Here is a 19401-nt window from a genome sequence, read left to right on the forward strand (position 1 = left end):
ATTGTGTGCTCGCCGCAGATCTCTGTAGGAGCGAGGCTTGCCCGCGAAGGGGTCAGTAAAAACACCGCAGATATGTCAGACCGAAATCACAAAGAAACTCACGATCAACCCCATCCCCACAAACCACACCAGCGACCGCAGAATCGCCCAGTCTGCCAGGTAGCAAATGATGTACAGCAGACGGCTGGTGATGAACAACACCGACAGCACATTGATCGTCACCAGCTCGGCGTTGCCGGCCAGGTGGGCCACGATCACCGCCGCCGCGAACGCCGGGGTCACTTCGAAACTGTTCAATTGCGCCGCGTAGGCGCGCCGGCCCAAACCATTCAGTGACTCGAGAAAATCCCGGGGATCATGATTGTCTTTCAATCCAAAACGGCCACTGATCTTGGCAATACCCACGCAGAGATAGGGCAGGAAGATCGCAATCAAAATGCACCACAGAGCAACCGTCATATCGCAGTCCTTTTCTTCGAGTTATAAAATCCGGATTCCGGTCAAAACTTCATCACCAACATGCCGATCAGCACCAGCCCACAGGCCAGGAGCCGCGGCCGACCGAAAGGTTCTTTCAGATAGCGCATGCCAAACAGCACCACCAGAATCACGCTGATCTCGCGCAATGCCGCCGCCTCTGCAATCGACCCCAGCTGCATCGCCCACAGCACCAGAGCGTAGCTGAACAACACGCAGAACCCGACCGCCAATCCCAAGCGCCATTGTTCACGCCAGAACAGCATGAACGCCGGCCGCTTGCGCACCAACGCCAGCAGCGGAAACGGCCAGGCGCTGAGCAACGTCACCCAGACCAGGTAATCCAGCGGATGCGACCAGCGCCGCAACGCCTGGCCATCGATAAAGGTGTAGCAGCCGATGCACAGGCCAATCAGCGCCACCACCGGCAGCATCGACCACGGCAAACGCGTACCGCCACCGCCCTGCCACAGCAGGCACAGCATGCCCAACGGGATGAGCAGAATTCCGAAGATCTGCTGATTCGTCAGCACCTCCCCGGCAAAGATCAGCGTCAAGGCCAGCACCACTAACGGCGACAAGCCACGCATCAGCGGGTACACCAAACCGAGATCACCAACTCGATAGGCCTGAATCAGCAGATAGCGATAGAGCAATTCGAATGCGGCCGATGCGAGAATCCATGGCCAGATTTCAATCGGTGGCAGCGCCACGAACGGCAGCATCAGCGCGACAAAAAGCATCGCCACGCTGTCCATGCAGGCCACGACCAACAACCGTTCCGCACTGAATTTAATCAGGGTGTTCCACGCCGCGTGCAACAGCGCCGCCACCAACACCAACGCCGTCGCAAGCACGGCACACTCCTTTCATTGATCACCTTGCCCTTGTAGGAGCCGGCTTGCTGGCGATGAACGATGACGCGGTCCGCCTGTTGGACCGCAGCGCCTGCATCGCCAGCAAGCCGGCTCCTACAAGGGGGGATAATTGATTCGCCATATGTCAGCAGCTGTTTATACTGCAAGCGACCACGCCGCACTCAGTTGCGCACAGACTAATTCCAATAATTTCTGCCATGGCCCGTTCTCTTCGAGAACGGTCGTCGGCCTGCGTATGCCTGATCACAGCGTCAAGACTACCGACAGAGACCTTGCGCATGCCACTCGCCTTGCTTGCCCTCGCTGTTGCCGCGTTCGGCATCGGCACCACTGAATTCGTCATCATGGGTTTGCTGCCCGACGTCGCTCGCGACCTCGCCGTCAGCATTCCCCACGCCGGCCTGTTGATCACCGGTTACGCCCTGGGTGTGGTGTTCGGCGCGCCGATCCTCGCGGTCGGCACCGCCAATATGCCGCGCAAAGCCACCCTGCTGGGCATGACACTGATGTTCATCCTCGGCAACGTGCTGTGCGCGTTGGCGCCAAACTACGCCACGCTGATGGCCGCGCGAGTGGTTACCGCGTTGTGCCACGGGGCGTTCTTCGGCATTGGTTCGGTGGTCGCGGCCGGTCTGGTCGCGCCGAACAAACGGGCGCAGGCGATTGCCATGATGTTCACCGGCCTGACCTTGGCCAATGTGCTCGGCGTCCCATTGGGCACCGCGCTCGGCCAATACGCCGGTTGGCGTTCGACGTTCTGGGCAGTGTCGGTGATCGGTGTGATCGCCTCGATTGCGCAGTGGGTCTGGCTGCCGAAGGACATCGCCATGGACAAGGCCAACCTCGCCAGCGAGTTCAAGGTGCTGGGCAAGGTCAATGTGCTGCTGGCCTTGGGCATGAGCGTGCTGGCGTCGACCAGCCTGTTCAGCGTGTTCACCTACATCGCACCGATCCTGCAGGACATCACCGGGGTCAGCCCGCACGGCGTGACCATTATGCTGCTGTTGTTCGGCGTCGGTTTGACGGCGGGCAGCATGCTCGGCGGCCGCCTGGCCGACAGTCGCTTGCTGCCTTCACTGGTGGGCATGGCGTTGGCGGTGGTGGTCGTGCTGGCTGCGTTCACGCAGACCAGTCACTCGGTGATTCCAGCGGCGATCACGCTGGTGCTGTGGGGGATCTTTGCCTTCGCCCTGTGCCCGATTCTGCAACTGCTGATCATTGATCAGGCGCACGAAGCACCGAACCTCGGCTCGACGTTGAACCAGAGCGCTTTCAATCTCGGTAATGCGGCCGGCGCGTGGATTGGCGGGCTGGTGGTCGCCAGCGGCGCGAATCTGGCGGACTTGCCGTGGACCGGCGCACTGGTCAGTGGCTTGACGGTGCTGACAGCGCTTTTCTTCATTTACCTGCAACGTCGCGGTGCGGCTGCGGTCAATGTGTCCGCCTGAATAATTGCCTTCGCGGGCAAGCCTCGCCCCTACAGGATCGCGCAGATCCTGTAGGAGCGAGGCTTGCCCGCGAAGAAACCGACTCGGTGCACCTACCTGAAAACCAATCTCTCCCCTCATCCAAGGACCCCGGATGCTTGAACTTGTCGCTGCGTTTATCTGCCTCACCTCCCTGCTCACCTACGTGAATTTCCGTTTCATCGGCCTGCCCCCGACCATTGGCGTCATGGTCACCGCACTGATGTTTTCCCTGCTGTTGCAGGGCCTGAGTTTCCTCGGTTACCCCGGCCTCGAAGAGCGCGTGCAACAGTTGATCGGCCAGATCGACTTCGGCGATCTGCTGATGAACTGGATGCTGTCCTTTCTGCTGTTCGCCGGTGCGCTGCACGTCAATCTCAATGACCTGCGCAGCTATCGCTGGCCCATCGGCCTGCTCGCAACATTTGGCGTATTGATCGCCACCGCCGTGATCGGCAGCCTCGCGTATTACATCTTTGCCCTGTTCGGCTGGCATGTGAGCTTTCTGTATTGCCTGCTGTTCGGCGCGCTGATTTCCCCGACCGACCCCATCGCGGTGCTCGGCGTGCTGCGGACCGCCAACGCGTCCAAACCGCTGAAAACCACGATTGTCGGCGAATCGCTGTTCAACGATGGCACCGCGGTAGTGGTGTTCACCGTGCTGTTGGGTATCGCGCAACTCGGTGAAACCCCAACCGTAGGCGCCACGGCCCTGTTGTTCGCGCACGAAGCGATTGGCGGCGTGCTGTTTGGTGGGCTGATTGGCTACCTGGTGTATCTGATGATCAAGAGCATCGAGCAGCATCAGATCGAAGTCATGTTGACCCTGGCACTGGTGATCGGCGGCTCGGCCATGGCGTCGGAGCTGCATGTTTCCGCACCGATTGCGATGGTGGTCGCCGGCCTGATCATCGGCAATCTGGGGCGCAATCTGGCGATGAACGACATGACCCGAAAGTACCTGGACGGTTTCTGGGAGCTGCTCGACGACATGCTCAACGCCCTGCTGTTTGCCCTGATCGGCATGGAGCTGTTGCTGCTGCCGTTCAACTGGCTGCACGTATTGGCGGCAAGTTTGCTGGCCCTGGCCATTCTGCTCTCGCGCCTGTTGACCGTGGCACCGGCCATCCTCCTGCTGCGGCGCTGGCGCACAGTGCCGCGCGGAACGATCCGGATTCTGACCTGGGGTGGTTTGCGCGGTGGTGTTTCGGTAGCGCTCGCCCTGGCGCTGCCATTGGGCCCGGAGCGTGATTTGCTGCTGAGCATCACCTACATCGTGGTGTTGTCGTCGATCCTGTTGCAGGGCTTGAGCATCGGCAAACTGGTCAAGCACGTGACCCGGGATGAGCCTGCGCCAGCGGCACAGGCCGGGCATCACTGATTACTTTTTGACCTTCTGCGGGTCGGCCCCCCGATCCGCAGACTGCTTCGGCGGCCCGCTTTCGCTGCGAATCTGCGCATGGCTCAACAGCGCAAAGATAAAGCTGCCACCGATGATGTTCCCCGCCAGCGTGGGACCTGCGAACACCAGCCAGAAATCCTTCCACGGCAACTCGCCGGCAAACACCAGATACGACACCTCGGCCGAACCGACGACGATGTGGGTGAAATCCCCCAGCGCCATGAGGTAGGTGATGAGGATGATGATCCACATCTTGGCGCTCTCCATGGACGGGATCATCCAGACCATGGTCGCGATCATCCAGCCCGACACAATGCCTTTGGCGAACATCTTGCTCGCGTCGTTATCCATGACTTTGCGCCCGATATCGAGGAAGGCCAGGTCGGTCTTGGTGTCGAAAATCGGCAGGTGCAACATCACATACGCGACCAGCAAGGTGCCGCAAAGGTTGCCCACCAGCACCACCGACCACAGCCGCAACAACCGGCCGAAATTGTTCAGAGTGGGTTTGGTCATGACCGGCAGCACCGCCGTCAGGGTGTTCTCGGTGAACAATTGCTGGCGGGCGAGGATGACCGCAAGGAACCCGGCGCAGTAACCGAAACTGGCAATCACCTTGAAGTGCTCGCCATCCGGAAGGCGCGAGTTGAGCAACCCCATGGCCATCAGCGACAGGCCCATGGTCAGACCGGCGGCGAGCGCCGACCACCATAGCGCGGCGACGCTGCGTTCGAGCTCCTGATCGCCCTGAGTGCGGATGATTTCGTGCAATACAGCCGCACGTGGCGGCTGGCTTTTTTCGACGTCGTGCCGTTCTTCAGCCGAGAGGTTCGGGGTCTTGCCGTCTTTTTGCGCGTCCATAGAGCTCCGGAACCGGTGGCGTGTCATGTAGGTACGACACGCGGGGTTCGGCGCTGTTCAGTGCACTGGCTGGTTTCTGTAGGAGCCAGCTTGCTGGCGATGGGGGCGACTCGGTTTTTGCGGTGATGCTTAAGGCGCCATCGCCGGCAAGCCGGCTCCTACGGTACTCGCATTACTCGTCCTTGAACTGGTCTTTGACGTACTTGATCTCGGTTCGGCCGTGTGGGGCGGGCAGGCCGTCTTCACCGAGGTTGACGAAGACCATCTTCTCCACCGTCAGGATGCTTTTGCGGGTGATCTTGTTGCGCACTTCGCAGGTCAGGGTGATCGAGGTGCGACCGAACTCGGTGGCGGTGATGCCCAGTTCGATGATGTCGCCCTGGCGCGAGGCGCTGACGAAGTTGATTTCGGAAATGTACTTGGTCACCACGCGCTGATTGCCCAACTGGACGATGGCGTAGATCGCCGCTTCTTCGTCGATCCAGCGCAACAGACTGCCGCCGAACAGCGTGCCGTTGGGGTTGAGGTCTTCGGGTTTTACCCATTTGCGGGTGTGGAAATTCATATTCACTCCTGAGCGTCTTGCCGAATGATGGGTGCCATCATGGCAGAGCCCGGACTAGAGCTCTATTAAGCATCGTCTATGGTCACGATTACCGTTCGGACATTGACCGACAGAAACGCTTTGGAAGATCAGCATAGCCCGCTATAATCGCCCCCGTTTCAAAACGGTAACGTTCCATTGCTACCGTTTTCCCGCCACCTGTCCGAGGGGCGCTGCAGCAGGTTCAACCTGTCAGGCTCGGATGGGGCGTTGACTGGCCACGGCCAGACACTAAACGCACAACGGCGCCCATTCGCATACATTACGAATGGAGGCTCTTCATGAGCGCTGTTATCACGCCTGCAGATTTTAACGATTACAAAGTCGCCGACATGTCCCTGGCTGCCTGGGGTCGTCGCGAAACCATCATCGCTGAATCCGAAATGCCAGCCCTGATGGGCCTGCGCCGCAAGTACGTCGGTGAGCAGCCGCTCAAAGGCGCCAAGATCCTCGGCTGCATCCACATGACCATTCAGACTGCCGTGCTGATCGAAACCCTGGTTGCCCTGGGTGCCGAAGTTCGCTGGTCGTCCTGCAACATTTTCTCGACTCAGGATCAGGCCGCTGCTGCTATCGCCGCTGCTGGCATCCCGGTTTTCGCCTGGAAAGGCGAGACTGAAGAAGAGTACGAGTGGTGCCTGGAGCAAACCATCCTGAAAGATGGCGCGCCATGGGATGCCAACATGATCCTCGACGACGGCGGCGACCTGACCCAGCTGCTGCACGACAAGTACCCACAGGTTCTGGATCGCGTTCACGGCGTGACCGAAGAAACCACCACCGGCGTTCACCGCCTGCTGGACATGCTGGCCAAGGGCGAGCTGAAAATCCCGGCCATCAACGTCAACGACTCGGTGACCAAGAGCAAGAACGACAACAAGTACGGCTGCCGTCACAGCCTGAACGACGCGATCAAGCGCGGCACCGACCACCTGCTGTCCGGCAAGCAAGCGCTGGTCATCGGTTACGGCGACGTGGGCAAGGGCTCCGCTCAGTCCCTGCGTCAGGAAGGCATGATCGTTAAAGTCTCCGAAGTCGACCCGATCTGCGCCATGCAAGCCTGCATGGACGGTTTCGAACTGGTTTCGCCGTTCATCGACGGTATCAACACCGGTACCGAAGCAAGCATCGACAAAGCGCTGCTGGGCAAGATCGACCTGATCGTGACCACCACCGGCAACGTCAATGTTTGCGACTCGAACATGCTCAAAGCCCTGAAGAAGCGCGCTGTTGTCTGCAACATCGGCCACTTCGACAACGAAATCGACACCGCTTTCATGCGCAAGAACTGGGCATGGGAAGAAGTGAAGCCACAGGTTCACAAAATCCACCGTACCGGTCCTGGCGCATTCGATGCCCAGAACGACGACTACCTGATCCTGCTGGCCGAAGGCCGTCTGGTTAACCTGGGTAACGCCACCGGTCACCCAAGCCGCATCATGGACGGTTCGTTCGCCAACCAGGTTCTGGCGCAGATCTTCCTGTTCGGTCAGAAGTACGCCGACCTGTCGCCAGCCCAGAAAGCCGAGCGCCTGACTGTTGAAGTACTGCCGAAGAAACTCGACGAAGAAGTGGCCCTGGAAATGGTCCGCGGTTTCGGCGGCGTCGTGACTCAACTGACCAAGACCCAGGCCGACTACATCGGCGTGACGGTTGAAGGTCCGTTCAAGCCGCACGCTTACCGCTACTGATTCGCTGGCCGGCTGCGCGGTGTTCTGATGCACCGCGTCGCCTGCTCCCCTGTAGGAGCGAGCCTGCTCGCGATGTACGTTAACGATAATGCGTACTGGCTGGATAAACGCATTGCTCTCACGCTCTTCGCGAGCAGGCTCGCTCCTACAAAGGGTCAGCGTTCGCCTTACGCGTTTCCAAGGATATGACCATGTCCCAAGACCGTCGCTACAGCTTCGAGTTCTTCCCTACGAAGACCGACGCTGGGCATGAAAAGCTGCTCGCCACTGCTCGTCAGCTGGCCACGTACAACCCCGATTTCTTCTCCTGCACCTATGGCGCTGGCGGCTCGACCCGTGATCGAACCCTCAACACCGTGTTGCAGCTCGAAAGCGAAGTCAAAGTCCCTGCCGCACCGCATCTGTCCTGCGTAGGCGACAGCAAGGCCGACTTGCGCGGCCTGCTGGCGCAATACAAGGCCGCCGGCATCAAGCGCATCGTTGCCCTGCGCGGTGACCTGCCTTCGGGCATGGGCATGGCCAGCGGCGAAATGCGCCACGCCAACGACCTGGTCGAATTCATTCGTGAAGAGACCGGTGATCATTTCCACATCGAAGTCGCCGCCTACCCGGAGATGCATCCGCAAGCGCGCAATTTCGAAGACGATCTGACCAACTTCGTGCGCAAAGCCAACGCTGGCGCCGACAGCGCGATCACCCAGTACTTCTTCAACGCCGACAGCTATTTCTACTTCGTCGAGCGTGTACGGGCGATGGGCGTGAACATCCCGATCGTGCCGGGCATCATGCCGATCACCAACTACAGCAAGCTGGCGCGCTTCTCCGATGCCTGCGGTGCGGAAATCCCGCGCTGGATCCGCAAGCAACTGGAAGCCTACGGCGACGACACCCAGAGCATTCAAGGCTTTGGTGAACAAGTCATCACCGAAATGTGCGAACGCCTGCTGCAAGGTGGCGCGCCAGGGCTGCACTTCTACACACTGAACCAGGCTGAAGCGAGCCTGGCGGTGTGGAACAACCTGAAGTTGCCGCGCTGATAAACGTTTAAAGCAAGATCAAAAGATCGCAGCCTTCGGCCACTCCTACATTCGGGCATGTTTAATCCCTGTAGGAGCGGTCGAAGGCTGCGATTTTTTGCTTTCTACGTACTTTTATTGTGATGCAACACACGGAGATAGAGCATCTGCAGTCGGTTTCTGGCTCTTTCCCGTTTCTCGTCGTAATCTCAAGCCCATGCCTTTGATCCCACAGTTAATTGCCGTGCTGGTTTTCACTTGCCTGAGCTTTGCCGCTCGGGGCGAGAAGCTACGCATTGTCACTGAACCGTGGGCACCTTATGTCTACGAGGAAAACGGCAAATCACTGGGCCTGGACTACGAAACCACGGCCATCGTCTTCAAGCGCCTGGGGATCGAAGTCGAGTGGCAGTTCCTGCCGTGGAAACGCTGCCTGTCGATGCTTGAAACCGGCCAGGCCGATGGCGCGCTGGACATTTTTCACAGTGACGAGCGCGATGCGACCCTGCTCTACCCCAGCGAACCGCTCTCGGAAGTCCAGTTCGTGCTGTTCTATGCCAACGAACGCCCGCACCCGTTTAGCACCCTCGACGATCTGAAAGGCCTGACGATAGGCACCTCGCCGGGCTATCTGTACAGCCCGGACTTCCGTGAATCGACGCTGTTCACGCGCGAACCGGCGCCCACCCATGAAGCCAACTTCGGCAAACTGGTGCGCGGCAGGATCGACCTGCTGATCACCGACCGCCGGGTGGGCCAGCATTTGCTCGACGAATTGAATATCCGCGACCAGATCAGCGAAAACCCGACCGTCATCAGCCAGCAGAGCCAGTTCCTGGCAGTGCGCCGCAACGCGGGCATGGATTTGCTGGTGCAGCGCTTCGGCGCCGAGCTCAAACGATTCAAGCGCGAACCCGCGTACGCCGAACTGAGTGCCCGTTATGGCGCCGATCCGGCTACCAGCACGAAAACTGCCGGAGCCACCGCTGCCCGCGAAAAAACCGTTGAGCAGCAGGAAAGCGGCGCGCAGTGATTGCTCTGTTATACTCCGGCCTTCCCGCCAGGCTCACGCCCGGACGCTCGGACTTGTTCAAGGCATCTCGACCCCGCTACAGCGCAGCTTTTCAGCCCGCGCGAGCGCTCCAGACGAGCCTTCGAGGCCCAGCAGGACCGGACGGGATTGCGTCCTCTTAAACGCCATTCGCGCCAGGCAAGACTCCCATTGGGCCAAGCCCTAACTAAAACAGGATTACTCATGTCCTTTGCTTCCCTCGGTCTCTCCGAGGCTTTAGTCCGCGCCATCGAGGCAGCGGGCTATACCGAGCCTACTCCGGTGCAACAGCGGGCCATTCCCGCCGTGTTGCAAGGTCGCGACCTGATGGTTGCGGCTCAGACAGGTACTGGCAAAACCGGTGGCTTCGCCCTTCCGATCCTGGAGCGGTTGTTCCCTAACGGTCACCCGGACAAATCCCAGCGTCACGGCCCGCGCCAACCGCGCGTACTGGTCCTGACCCCTACCCGCGAACTCGCGGCTCAAGTACACGAGAGCTTCAAGGTCTATGCCCGTGACCTGAAGTTCGTCAGCGCCTGCATCTTCGGCGGCGTCGGCATGAACCCACAGGTTCAGGCCATGTCCCGTGGCGTTGACGTGCTGGTGGCCTGCCCTGGCCGCCTGCTCGACCTCGCCGGCCAAGGCAGCGTCGATTTGTCACATGTGGAAATCCTCGTGCTCGACGAAGCCGACCGCATGCTCGACATGGGCTTTGTCCATGACGTGAAGAAGGTCCTGGCCCGCCTCCCGGCCAAGCGTCAGAACCTGCTGTTCTCGGCGACGTTCTCCAAGGACATCACCGACCTCGCCGGCAAGCTGCTGCACAACCCGGAACGCATCGAAGTGACGCCGCCGAACACCACGGTCGAGCGTATCGAGCAACGGGTTTTCCGCCTGCCAGCCAACCACAAGCGTTCGCTGCTGGCGCACCTGATCACCGCGGGCGCCTGGGAACAGGTGCTGGTGTTCACCCGCACCAAGCACGGCGCCAACCGCCTGGCCGAATACCTGGATAAACATGGCCTCAGCGCCGTGGCCATCCACGGTAACAAGAGCCAGAACGCTCGCACCAAAGCCCTGGCCGACTTCAAGGCCGGCGAAGTGCGCATCCTGGTCGCTACCGACATCGCCGCGCGCGGCCTCGACATCGACCAGTTGCCACACGTGGTCAACTTCGAACTGCCGAACGTTGACGAAGATTACGTGCACCGTATCGGCCGTACTGGCCGTGCCGGTCGCTCGGGCGAGGCGATCTCGCTGGTGGCTCCGGACGAAGAAAAACTGCTGAAAAGCATCGAACGCATGACCAAGCAGAAAATCGCCGACGGCGACCTGATGGGCTTCGATTCCAGCGCCGTGGAAGCTGAAAAACCGGAAGTGCGCGAGCGTCCGGACGTACGTAACCCGCGCAACCCACGTGGCCCGCGCGGCGACGGCCCGAACGGCAGCGGCGGTGGCGGCGGTCGTAAAGACAAGGGCAAGGACAAGGGCGGCAAGGAAAAACCGGCGGCCAGCGGCCGTGGCGAGCGCCCGGCACGTGAGCAGAAACCACGCGAAGGCACGCCTGCCCGCGAGCAACAGCGCCCGGCGCCACGCGCTGCCGCTGATCGCGCTCCGGACGAGTTCCTGGACGACGATATCGATAACTTCGGTAACCGCGTCGACTACGTGCCTCAAGCCAAACCGGCCCAGGGCCGTGGCCGCCGTCCGGGTGCTCCGGCACAAGGCACGGCCGCTGGCGCAGGTGCTCCACGCACCGGCGGCAAGCCTCAGGGTCGCCAAAGCGGTCCACGCAGCAGCGACGGTGCCTCCACTGGCACGCCGCCAGCCAAGCGCAGCGGTCCACGCAACGGTGCACCACGTGACGGTCAGGCCCGTCGCGAAGAAGGCCGCAACCGTCGCCCGGCACGTGACGATCAGTCACGTTCGGAACCAGCCGTGCAAAACCCGCGCGGCCCGGCTCCGAAGATCATTCACAAGGAGTCGAAAACCGATCGTTTCCCGACACCTGAACAGCTTGATCAATTGCCAGGCCGTCCGCGCGGTGAAAAACCAGCGTTGCTGACTCGCAACCGCTGAGTTTTACCCAGCCATGAAAAATGCCCCTGATCTCGCGATCCGGGGCATTTTTTTTATGCATCAACACAAACCTGTAGGAGACTGGCTTGCCGACGATAGCGATTTCACGGACGCCATCGCCGGCAAGCCGGCTCCTACAAGTCCATGCGTGTAGCGGGAACGCTCGGTTGCCACCAATCCTGTAGGAGCCGGCTTGCCGGCGATGGCGTCGTGTCAGTCGACATCCGCGTTGACTGACACTCCGCTATCGCCAGCAAGCCGGCTCCTACAGGGGATTTGTGGTTAGCGTGCAGATTTTGGCAGGCAATAAAAAACGCCCCCAATCGTGAGATCGGGGGCGTTTTTGTGTCAGGCGCGAAAATTACTTCGCTTTGACACCTTCAAACGTCACGTACAACTCAACCGCGTCGGACGCTGGGCCCAGGTCTTTCTGCTTGCCGAAATCGGAACGCTTGAGGTTGGTGGTGCCTTCGAAGCCGGCACGGTAGCCGCCCCATGGATCCTTGCCTTCACCCAGGAAAGTCGCCTTGACCACGACTGGCTTGGTCACGCCAGCGATGGTCAGATCACCCGCCACGTCCGCAGTGTCTTTGCCAGCGGCGTTTTTGCCGGTGGATTTGACGCTGGTGGAAACGAAGGTGGCTTTAGCGAATTTGCTCGCGTTCAGGAAATCACCGCTGGCGATGTGCTTGTCACGTTCGGCGTTGTTGGTGAAGACGCTGGCGGTGTTCACATTGAACTCGATCTTGGCGTCTTCAGGCTTGGCAGCGTCGAAGCTGAACTTGCCGTCGATATCCTTGAAGGTACCGGTGATGAAGCTGTAGCCCAGGTGGCTGATCTTGAAGTCAACGAAGGCGTGCTGGCCTTCCTTGTCGACGACATAATCAGCTGCCATTACGTTACCGGCGGACAGCAGAGCGGAACCGATTGCCAGAGCGGCGAGGGTCTTTTTCAACATGCTTTCTATTCCTTTGGAGTCGAGGTTGAACTTCAGGCTTTGCGACCCAGCATTCGAGTAAGGGTCGCATCACGATCGATAAAGTGGTGCTTCAATGCTGCCAACGCATGGAGACCGGAAAAAATTACCAGCACCCATGCCAGATACAGATGAATCTCACCGGCGGTGTCTGCCTGGTCCGGTAGTCCGGAAACCAGTGCAGGAACTTCGAACAGGCCAAACACCGGAATCCCGACACCATCTGCGGTGGAAATCAGGTAACCGGCAATCATCACAGCAAACAGACCCAGGTACAGGAACGAATGGCCAAACTTCGCGCCCATGCGCGTCAGCCGGCCATAGCTTTCCAGCGTTGGCGGTGGTGGGCTGATAAAGCGCCACAGCACCCGAAGCACCATCACGGCCAGCAACACCAGGCCAATGCTCTTGTGCAGCTCCGGCGCATCTTTGCGCCAGGTGCTGTAGTAGTCGAGATCGACCATCCACAGGCCCAACGCAAACAGACCGAAGACCGCCAGCGCCACGCCCCAGTGCATGAAGATGCTGACCCAACCGTAGCGGGAAGAAGAGTTACGTAGCTGCATGCCCAAATCCTGTGAGAATTGCGACCAAGACTATCGAGTTATCTATCGAATTAAAGCGGAAAATTTCGCTTTGAAATATCGAGAAATACGATCAAGAGTCTGAAATCGGTGAGTTAAGGAAAGATTAACGACCAATGTGTGAAAAAAAATGACGTCCAGATCAAGAACACCAATGCCATGAGATTTATTCAATTCTTTTCTTCAGGCATAAAAAAACGCGGCATTTGCGCCGCGTTTCTTTAATCCAGAGGCTTACTGCGCTTTGGTATCAGCTACCGGGGTCGCAGCAGGTTTGGCTGCTGGTTTCTTCGCCGCTTCAGCTTTCTTTGCCGCCGGTTTCGCCGGGGCCTTTTTGGTTTCGGCCGCAGGCTTTTTCACCGGCGCCTTGGCCGCAGCCTTCTTGGCCGGCTCGGCTTTCACCGGGGCGGCAGGTTTCGGCGCTTCCACTGGCGCAGGGGCCGGGGCTGCTACTGGAGCCGGTGCCGGGGCTGGCGGTGTGACTGGCTCTGGCGCTTTCACGGGTTCCGGCTTCTTGTCGTCGTCCGAGGAACCACCGAACAGGTTGCTGAAGAAGTTGCCTTTCTTCGCCGCCACTGCGCCGGCTGCAGCAGCAGTCGCTGCCGGGACAACCTTCGCCGGTTCAAACGACTTGCCGGCCGCCAGGTCTTCAACCTGACCGGCTGCACGCTGACCGGTACGCAACGCACCTTCCAGAGTACCCGGGTACAAGGTGTCGGTATGTTCGCCAGCGAACGCTACGCGTTGCAGCGGACGTTCCCATAGGCGCCAGAACTTGCTGATCTGGCCCGGACCGAAGGCCAGGTAAGCGCCGCCCATCGACGGGTCGGTGCTGTAGCGACGGATTTCATAACCGGTGAACGAACCGCGCGCCTGTGGATAAAACGTGTGCAAGCGAATCAGCACCTGATCGGCCATCTGCTTGTCGCCGAAGGCCTGCATCACCCGCGCGTTGTCGCCGGACAGGTTGATCACCACGTTGGCGCCACCCTTCAGCGCCGGCTCGACCCACAACATGCCCAGGCCGGTGTTGCTGTAGATCTCGCCGGACATGCGCGCCTTGCTTTCCCAGACCGGCGTCTTGAACTTCAGCATGATCTGGTCGCGCCAACCGTAGTTGGTGCCTTTGATCGCGCCCATGTGCTGGGCATCCAGCGCCGGGGTCATCACGATTTTGTTGAGGGCGCGCAACGGCACCGCGACCACGACGTAGTCAGCCTGATAGCCGACGCTGCCGACCTTGACGGTCACGCCGTCCTTGTCCTGGGTGATGGACGAGACCGGGGAACTGGTCTTGATGGTTTTCAGCTGTTTGACGAAGGCTTGTGCCAGCACCGGGCTACCGCCCAGCAGGCGCGAAGCGCGCAGGTCACGGTCGGACACGCCACGGTAAACCCGGCTCTGTTGTGCGTAGTACAGCAACGACAGGCGCGAAGGTTCGTCATAACGGGTACGGATTTGCTGATTGATCAATTGACGAGCCGTGGCTGGCAACGTCAAACGGTCGAGCCAGTTGGAGACGTTGATCTGATCCAGGGCATGCAGCGCGCTGGTAGCGGCAGGGTTCAGCGGGTCTTCGATCGAGCGTGCCAGGTCGTCCAGGGTCTTCTCGTAACGCTTGAGCGCGTCAGCGGTAGCCGGCTCTTTGGTGGCCAGGTCAGCGGCGGTGTAATACACGCCGTCGATCAGGTAGCTCGGCGTGCGCACGAATTCAGGGGCCGGCGTGGTGCTCAGCTTGAAGGTCGATACGTACTTGTTCAACACCGGCTGAGTCTTGTCGTTGCCGATCCATTCGCTGGTGGCCATGCCGGAACGACCGCCCAGGGTCGGCTTGGCTTCCAGCAGGGTTACCTGCCAGCCTTTGTTTTGCAGTTCGTACGCCGCCGTCAGGCCCGAGAGCCCGCCGCCGATCACGATCGCCGTTTTATCCTTGGCCAGCGCAGACACGCTGAACAGCCCCAACATCACCAGCGCACAGGCGCGCAGCCAACCAGCAGACATTCAGCGAACTCCGGAAATACACGAGAAAAAAGCAGTTTTACGAGTCAGGCGACTCAAAGAACCGCGAAGAATACGTCAGCCATCAAAGGCCCGCCAGCAACGTCTATCGCCCTATACAAAGTAGCTCATTCGACACAATGGGTTGTCCCGATGCCACGCATTGCATAGGCTTGCGCGATTGTATGTCCGCGCCTGTCGCGGACCGCCTCGAGGAGACTGGAAATGGGCCTGAATAATCAGTGGATGCAACGCGATCTCGCCGTGTTGTGGCATCCCTGCACCCAGATGAAAGACCACGAACAGCTGCCGCTGATCCCGATCAAGCGCGGTGAAGGCGTGTGGCTGGAAGACTTCGAAGGCAAACGCTACCTCGACGCCGTCAGCTCCTGGTGGGTCAACGTGTTCGGCCACGCCAACCCGCGCATCAACCAGCGCATCAAGGATCAGGTCGATCAGCTGGAACATGTGATCCTCGCCGGTTTCAGCCATCAGCCGGTGATCGAGTTGTCCGAGCGTCTGGTGAAGATGACGCCGGAAGGCCTGACCCGATGCTTCTACGCCGATAACGGTTCGTCCTGCATCGAAGTCGCGCTGAAAATGAGCTTTCACTACTGGCTCAATCGCGGCCAGCCAAACAAGAAGCGCTTCGTCACCCTGACCAACAGTTACCACGGCGAAACCATGGCGGCGATGTCGGTGGGCGATGTGCCGCTGTTCACCGAAACCTACAAGGCGTTGCTGCTGGACACCATCAAGGTGCCGAGCCCCGATTGTTACCTGCGCCCTGAAGGCATGAGCTGGGAAGAGCATTCGCGGAACATGTTCGCCGCGATGGAACAGACCCTGGCCGAAAATCACGACACCGTCGCGGCGGTGATCGTCGAGCCGCTGATCCAGGGCGCCGGCGGCATGCGCATGTATCACCCGGTGTATCTGAAACTGCTGCGCGAAGCCTGCGACCGTTATGGCGTGCACCTGATCCACGATGAAATCGCCGTCGGCTTCGGCCGCACCGGAACCATGTTCGCCTGCGAACAGGCCGGCATCCGCCCGGATTTCCTCTGCCTGTCCAAGGCCCTGACCGGCGGTTACCTGCCGCTGGCGGCGTGCGTGACGACGGAAGATGTCTACAGCGCGTTCTACGACGACTACCCGACCTTGCGCGCGTTCCTGCATTCGCACAGCTACACCGGCAATCCGCTGGCGTGCGCGGCGGCGTTGGCGACGCTGGATATCTTCGAAGAAGACAACGTGATCGAGAACAACAAGGCGCTGGCCCAGCGCATGGCCTCCTCCACCGCGCACCTGGCCGATCATCCGAACGTCTCGGAAGTGCGTCAGACCGGCATGGTGCTGGCCATCGAGATGGTCAAGGACAAGGCGACCAAGGAAGCTTATCCGTGGCAGGAACGTCGTGGCTTGAAGGTGTTCCAGCATGCGCTGGAGCGCGGTGCTTTACTTCGACCGCTGGGCAGCGTGGTGTATTTCCTGCCGCCGTACGTGATCACCCCGGAGCAGATCGACTTTCTGGCGGAAGTGGCCAGTGAAGGGATCGACATTGCGACGCGCAACAGTGTGAGCGTGTCGGTGCCGCAGGATTTCCACCCCGGTTTCCGTGATCCGGGTTGATTGATCACACACAGCGATCAATGTGGGAGCGAGCCTGCTCGCGATGCAGACGCCGAGGTCTTTCTGATCATCCTCGGTGATGCTATCGCGAGCAGGCTCGCTCCCACAAAGACGACCAACACCTTTTTCAGAGAACCCGCATGAGACTGTCCCGCTTCTTTATCGACGCCCCCCTGAGCATTGGCGAGCACGAGTTGCCTGAGGCCCAGGCCCATTACATCAGCCGCGTGCTGCGCATGGCCGAGGGTGATGCGTTGCAACTGTTCGACGGTTCGGGTCATGAGTTTCGCGCGAAGCTGGTCGAAGTCGGCAAGAAGCGCGTCGTGGTGCAGATCGACGAAAGCTTCGCTGGGCAAATCGAATCGCCGCTGCAGATCCATCTCGGCCAGGGCTTGTCCCGTGGCGAGCGGATGGACTGGGCGATTCAGAAAGCCACCGAACTGGGCGTGACCGAAATCACCCCGATCTTCAGCGACCGCTGTGAAGTCCGCTTGAAGGACGAACGCGCCGACAAACGCCTGATGCACTGGCGCCAAGTGGCGATCAGCGCGTGCGAGCAATGCGGGCGTTCACGGGTACCAGTGATTCACCCGCCGGTGTTGTTGGCGGACTGGTTGAAGCAGACTGAGGCGGAGTTGAAGCTGGTGCTGCATCCGGTGGCTGAGCCGTTGGTGAGTCATGCCAAACCGGCGACGCTGGCGTTTCTGATCGGGCCGGAAGGTGGGTTGTCCGATGCTGAGGTGGATCAGGCCAAGAGCGCCGGTTTTCATGCCGCCCGCCTCGGGCCACGTGTTTTGCGCACCGAGACTGCGCCGGTGGTGGCATTGGCGGTGGCCCAGCAGTTGTGGGGTGACTTCTAGGACGCCATCGCCAGCAAGCCGGCTCCTACAGGGTTCGTATTCACAACACGTTCTCTGTAGGAGCCGGCTTGCCGGCGATGGCCGCGACGTGGTTTAAAGGACGTAAAACATAATCGCCACAAAGTGCAGCAAACTCCCCGCGATCACGAACAAATGCCAGATCCCGTGCGCATGCCGCAACCGATGATCCAGTGCAAAAAAGATAATCCCCACGGTGTACAAAATCCCGCCCGAGGCCAGCCAGGCAAACCCGGCCGTGCCCAGCGCCGCCAATAGCGGCTTGACCGCCACCAGCACGATCCAGCCCATCACCGCGTAAATCACGATCGACAGGATCCGCGCTTCCGAACGCGGCTTGATCTCCTGAAGGATACCGATCAGCGCCAGCCCCCAGACAATCCCGAACAACGTCCAGCCCCACGGCCCGCGCAGAGTCACCAGACAAAACGGTGTATAGCTGCCGGCAATCAACAGGTAGATCGAAAAGTGATCGACCTTCTGCATGATCGCTTTCTTGCGCCCGCGCACGCTGTGGTAAACGGTCGATGCGCTGTAGAGCACCATCAAGGTAAACCCGTAAATCGCCACGCTGACGATTTTCCAAGGGCTGCCATCCATGCCGGCGATCACCAGCATCCACACCACCCCGACCGTCGCCGCCACCGCCCCGACCAGATGCGTCCAGGCGTTCAATCTTTCCCCGTGGTACATGTGTTGCTCACCTCACAATCCAATGCAGCGTTGCGCAAGGCTCAGGCCTCAAGCGTAAAAGCGCAACTCTTCAGTACACCCTCGCACCCTGTAGGAGCCGGCTTGCCGGCGATTGGCCCTAAAGCGTTACGATAATTTCAAGGCCGCCATCGCCAGCAAGCTGGCTCCTACAAAGGTCTGCGTGTGCTTCAGGAATTAGGCACAATCGAGCCATTCGAATAAGAGTCACGCCCATGCTGATCGATGAAGAGTTGACCCTGAAAAAACTCGAGGTGTTCCTCGCCTTCATGCGCACCGGCAATCTGGCTCGCGCCGCTGCCGAGTTGCAGACCAGCAACGTCAGTGTGCACCGGGCGATCCACTCCCTGGAAAGTGCCCTGCGCTGCCCGCTGTTCAAGCACGAAGGCCGTAACCTGACGCCGCTGGAAAGCGCCTACGTACTGGAAGAACGGGCGCAAAAGCTGATTCAGGACGTGGTCGAAACCGTGCGCCTGACCCGCGAAGCCGCCGGGTTCTCGGCTGAGCGCTTCAAGCTGGGCTCGTTGTATTCGTTGACGGTGAAGACCGTGCCGCAACTGATCATGGGCCTGAAAATCCGCCGCAGCGAACTCAATATCGACCTGATCCTCGGCTCGAATTTCGACCTGTTGTACAAGCTCAAGAACATGGAAGTCGACGCGATCCTGGTGTCTTTGGACGAGAGCGTGAACGACCCGGATTGCGAGCAGATCCCGCTGTTTTCCGATGACATTTTCCTGGCCACCCCGGCGGATTCGAAGTTTGCCCAACGCACGGAAGTCGATCTGGCCGAAGTCCGCGACGAGACGTTCATTACCCTGACCCAGGGCTTCGCCACGCACCAGGATGGCAATCGGGTGTTCAAACAGGCGGGATTCGAGCCAAAGGTGGCGATGCAGGTCAACGACATCTTCACCCTGCTGAGCATGGTCAGTTCGGGGGTGGGTTATGCGTTGCTGCCAGGAAGGATTGCAGCGGTGTATGAGAACCGGGTGAAGCTGATTCCGTTGCAGGAAAAGTATCGGTTGCAGCAGCACATTGGTGTGGTGTTTTTGAAGGCCAAGGAGCGCGATCCGAATTTGCTGGCGTTGCTGGCG

At 59.9% G+C, this 19401-nt stretch carries 17 protein-coding genes and 1 riboswitch; of the genes, 9 read left to right on the top strand and 8 right to left on the bottom strand.

All coding sequences use genetic code 11. The features are described 5' to 3' along the window. Positions 1-75: 75 nt before the first annotated feature. Positions 76-459, bottom strand: coding sequence for an MAPEG family protein (locus tag KGB24_RS18495; protein ID WP_192416738.1), 384 nt, complete (start codon positions 457-459; stop codon positions 76-78). A gap of 41 nt (positions 460-500) precedes the next feature. After that, positions 501-1334 carry an EamA family transporter gene (locus KGB24_RS18500; protein WP_008033307.1) on the bottom strand — a complete coding sequence of 278 codons (834 nt, stop codon included), beginning with the start codon at positions 1332-1334 and terminating at the stop codon, positions 501-503. A 299-nt stretch (positions 1335-1633) separates the two neighbouring features. On the opposite strand from KGB24_RS18500, the gene KGB24_RS18505 reads away from it, so the two are divergent. Then, positions 1634-2803, top strand: a complete 1170-nt coding sequence (locus KGB24_RS18505; protein WP_223414035.1) for an MFS transporter — start codon at positions 1634-1636, stop codon at positions 2801-2803. Between the two features lie 133 nt (positions 2804-2936). Further along, complete coding sequence (locus tag KGB24_RS18510; RefSeq protein WP_207284864.1) at positions 2937-4202, top strand: cation:proton antiporter; 1266 nt, start codon at positions 2937-2939, stop codon at positions 4200-4202. Here KGB24_RS18510 and KGB24_RS18515 read toward each other — a convergent pair whose 3' ends face one another. Together KGB24_RS18515 and KGB24_RS18520 are read right to left on the bottom strand one after the other, a co-directional pair. Next, positions 4203-5084, bottom strand: a complete 882-nt coding sequence (locus KGB24_RS18515) for a formate/nitrite transporter family protein (RefSeq protein WP_223414034.1) — start codon at positions 5082-5084, stop codon at positions 4203-4205. It abuts the gene before it with no gap. A gap of 172 nt (positions 5085-5256) precedes the next feature. Then, positions 5257-5649 carry an acyl-CoA thioesterase gene (locus tag KGB24_RS18520; protein WP_008033312.1) on the bottom strand — a complete coding sequence of 131 codons (393 nt, stop codon included), beginning with the start codon at positions 5647-5649 and terminating at the stop codon, positions 5257-5259. A gap of 198 nt (positions 5650-5847) precedes the next feature. Continuing rightward, a riboswitch (S-adenosyl-L-homocysteine riboswitch) is annotated at positions 5848-5946 on the top strand. 23 nt (positions 5947-5969) lie between these two features. Here KGB24_RS18520 and ahcY point away from each other — a divergent pair. From ahcY to KGB24_RS18540, 4 genes are all read left to right on the top strand, one after another. After that, positions 5970-7379, top strand: coding sequence for an adenosylhomocysteinase (ahcY, locus tag KGB24_RS18525; protein WP_008033313.1), 1410 nt, complete (start codon positions 5970-5972; stop codon positions 7377-7379). Between the two features lie 191 nt (positions 7380-7570). Then, positions 7571-8416, top strand: a complete 846-nt coding sequence (metF, locus tag KGB24_RS18530) for a methylenetetrahydrofolate reductase [NAD(P)H] (protein ID WP_008033314.1) — start codon at positions 7571-7573, stop codon at positions 8414-8416. 196 nt (positions 8417-8612) lie between these two features. Continuing rightward, positions 8613-9428 carry a substrate-binding periplasmic protein gene (locus KGB24_RS18535; RefSeq protein ID WP_008033316.1) on the top strand — a complete coding sequence of 272 codons (816 nt, stop codon included), beginning with the start codon at positions 8613-8615 and terminating at the stop codon, positions 9426-9428. 222 nt (positions 9429-9650) lie between these two features. Beyond that, positions 9651-11525, top strand: coding sequence for a DEAD/DEAH box helicase (locus KGB24_RS18540; RefSeq protein WP_192227562.1), 1875 nt, complete (start codon positions 9651-9653; stop codon positions 11523-11525). A gap of 361 nt (positions 11526-11886) precedes the next feature. Here the strand turns inward: KGB24_RS18540 and KGB24_RS18545 are convergent, their stop codons facing one another. From KGB24_RS18545 to KGB24_RS18555, 3 genes are all read right to left on the bottom strand, one after another. Beyond that, complete coding sequence (locus KGB24_RS18545) at positions 11887-12483, bottom strand: YceI family protein (RefSeq protein ID WP_008033318.1); 597 nt, start codon at positions 12481-12483, stop codon at positions 11887-11889. A 32-nt stretch (positions 12484-12515) separates the two neighbouring features. Then, complete coding sequence (locus tag KGB24_RS18550) at positions 12516-13067, bottom strand: cytochrome b (RefSeq protein WP_008033319.1); 552 nt, start codon at positions 13065-13067, stop codon at positions 12516-12518. 252 nt (positions 13068-13319) lie between these two features. Continuing rightward, positions 13320-15086, bottom strand: coding sequence for a flavin monoamine oxidase family protein (locus KGB24_RS18555; RefSeq protein WP_223414033.1), 1767 nt, complete (start codon positions 15084-15086; stop codon positions 13320-13322). 222 nt (positions 15087-15308) lie between these two features. On the opposite strand from KGB24_RS18555, the gene KGB24_RS18560 reads away from it, so the two are divergent. Beyond that, positions 15309-16715, top strand: coding sequence for an adenosylmethionine--8-amino-7-oxononanoate transaminase (locus KGB24_RS18560; RefSeq protein WP_008033322.1), 1407 nt, complete (start codon positions 15309-15311; stop codon positions 16713-16715). A 140-nt stretch (positions 16716-16855) separates the two neighbouring features. After that, complete coding sequence (locus KGB24_RS18565; protein ID WP_223414032.1) at positions 16856-17575, top strand: 16S rRNA (uracil(1498)-N(3))-methyltransferase; 720 nt, start codon at positions 16856-16858, stop codon at positions 17573-17575. A gap of 93 nt (positions 17576-17668) precedes the next feature. Here the strand turns inward: KGB24_RS18565 and trhA are convergent, their stop codons facing one another. Continuing rightward, complete coding sequence (gene trhA, locus KGB24_RS18570) at positions 17669-18286, bottom strand: PAQR family membrane homeostasis protein TrhA (protein ID WP_008033324.1); 618 nt, start codon at positions 18284-18286, stop codon at positions 17669-17671. 233 nt (positions 18287-18519) lie between these two features. Between trhA and KGB24_RS18575 the strand changes: the two genes are divergently transcribed. Continuing rightward, positions 18520-19401, top strand: an 882-nt coding sequence (locus KGB24_RS18575; RefSeq protein ID WP_223474836.1) for a LysR substrate-binding domain-containing protein, incomplete at its 3' end; no start/stop codon positions are given.

The organism is Pseudomonas sp. BF-RE-25 (assembly GCF_019956105.1).
Lineage (GTDB): Bacteria > Pseudomonadota > Gammaproteobacteria > Pseudomonadales > Pseudomonadaceae > Aquipseudomonas > Aquipseudomonas migulae.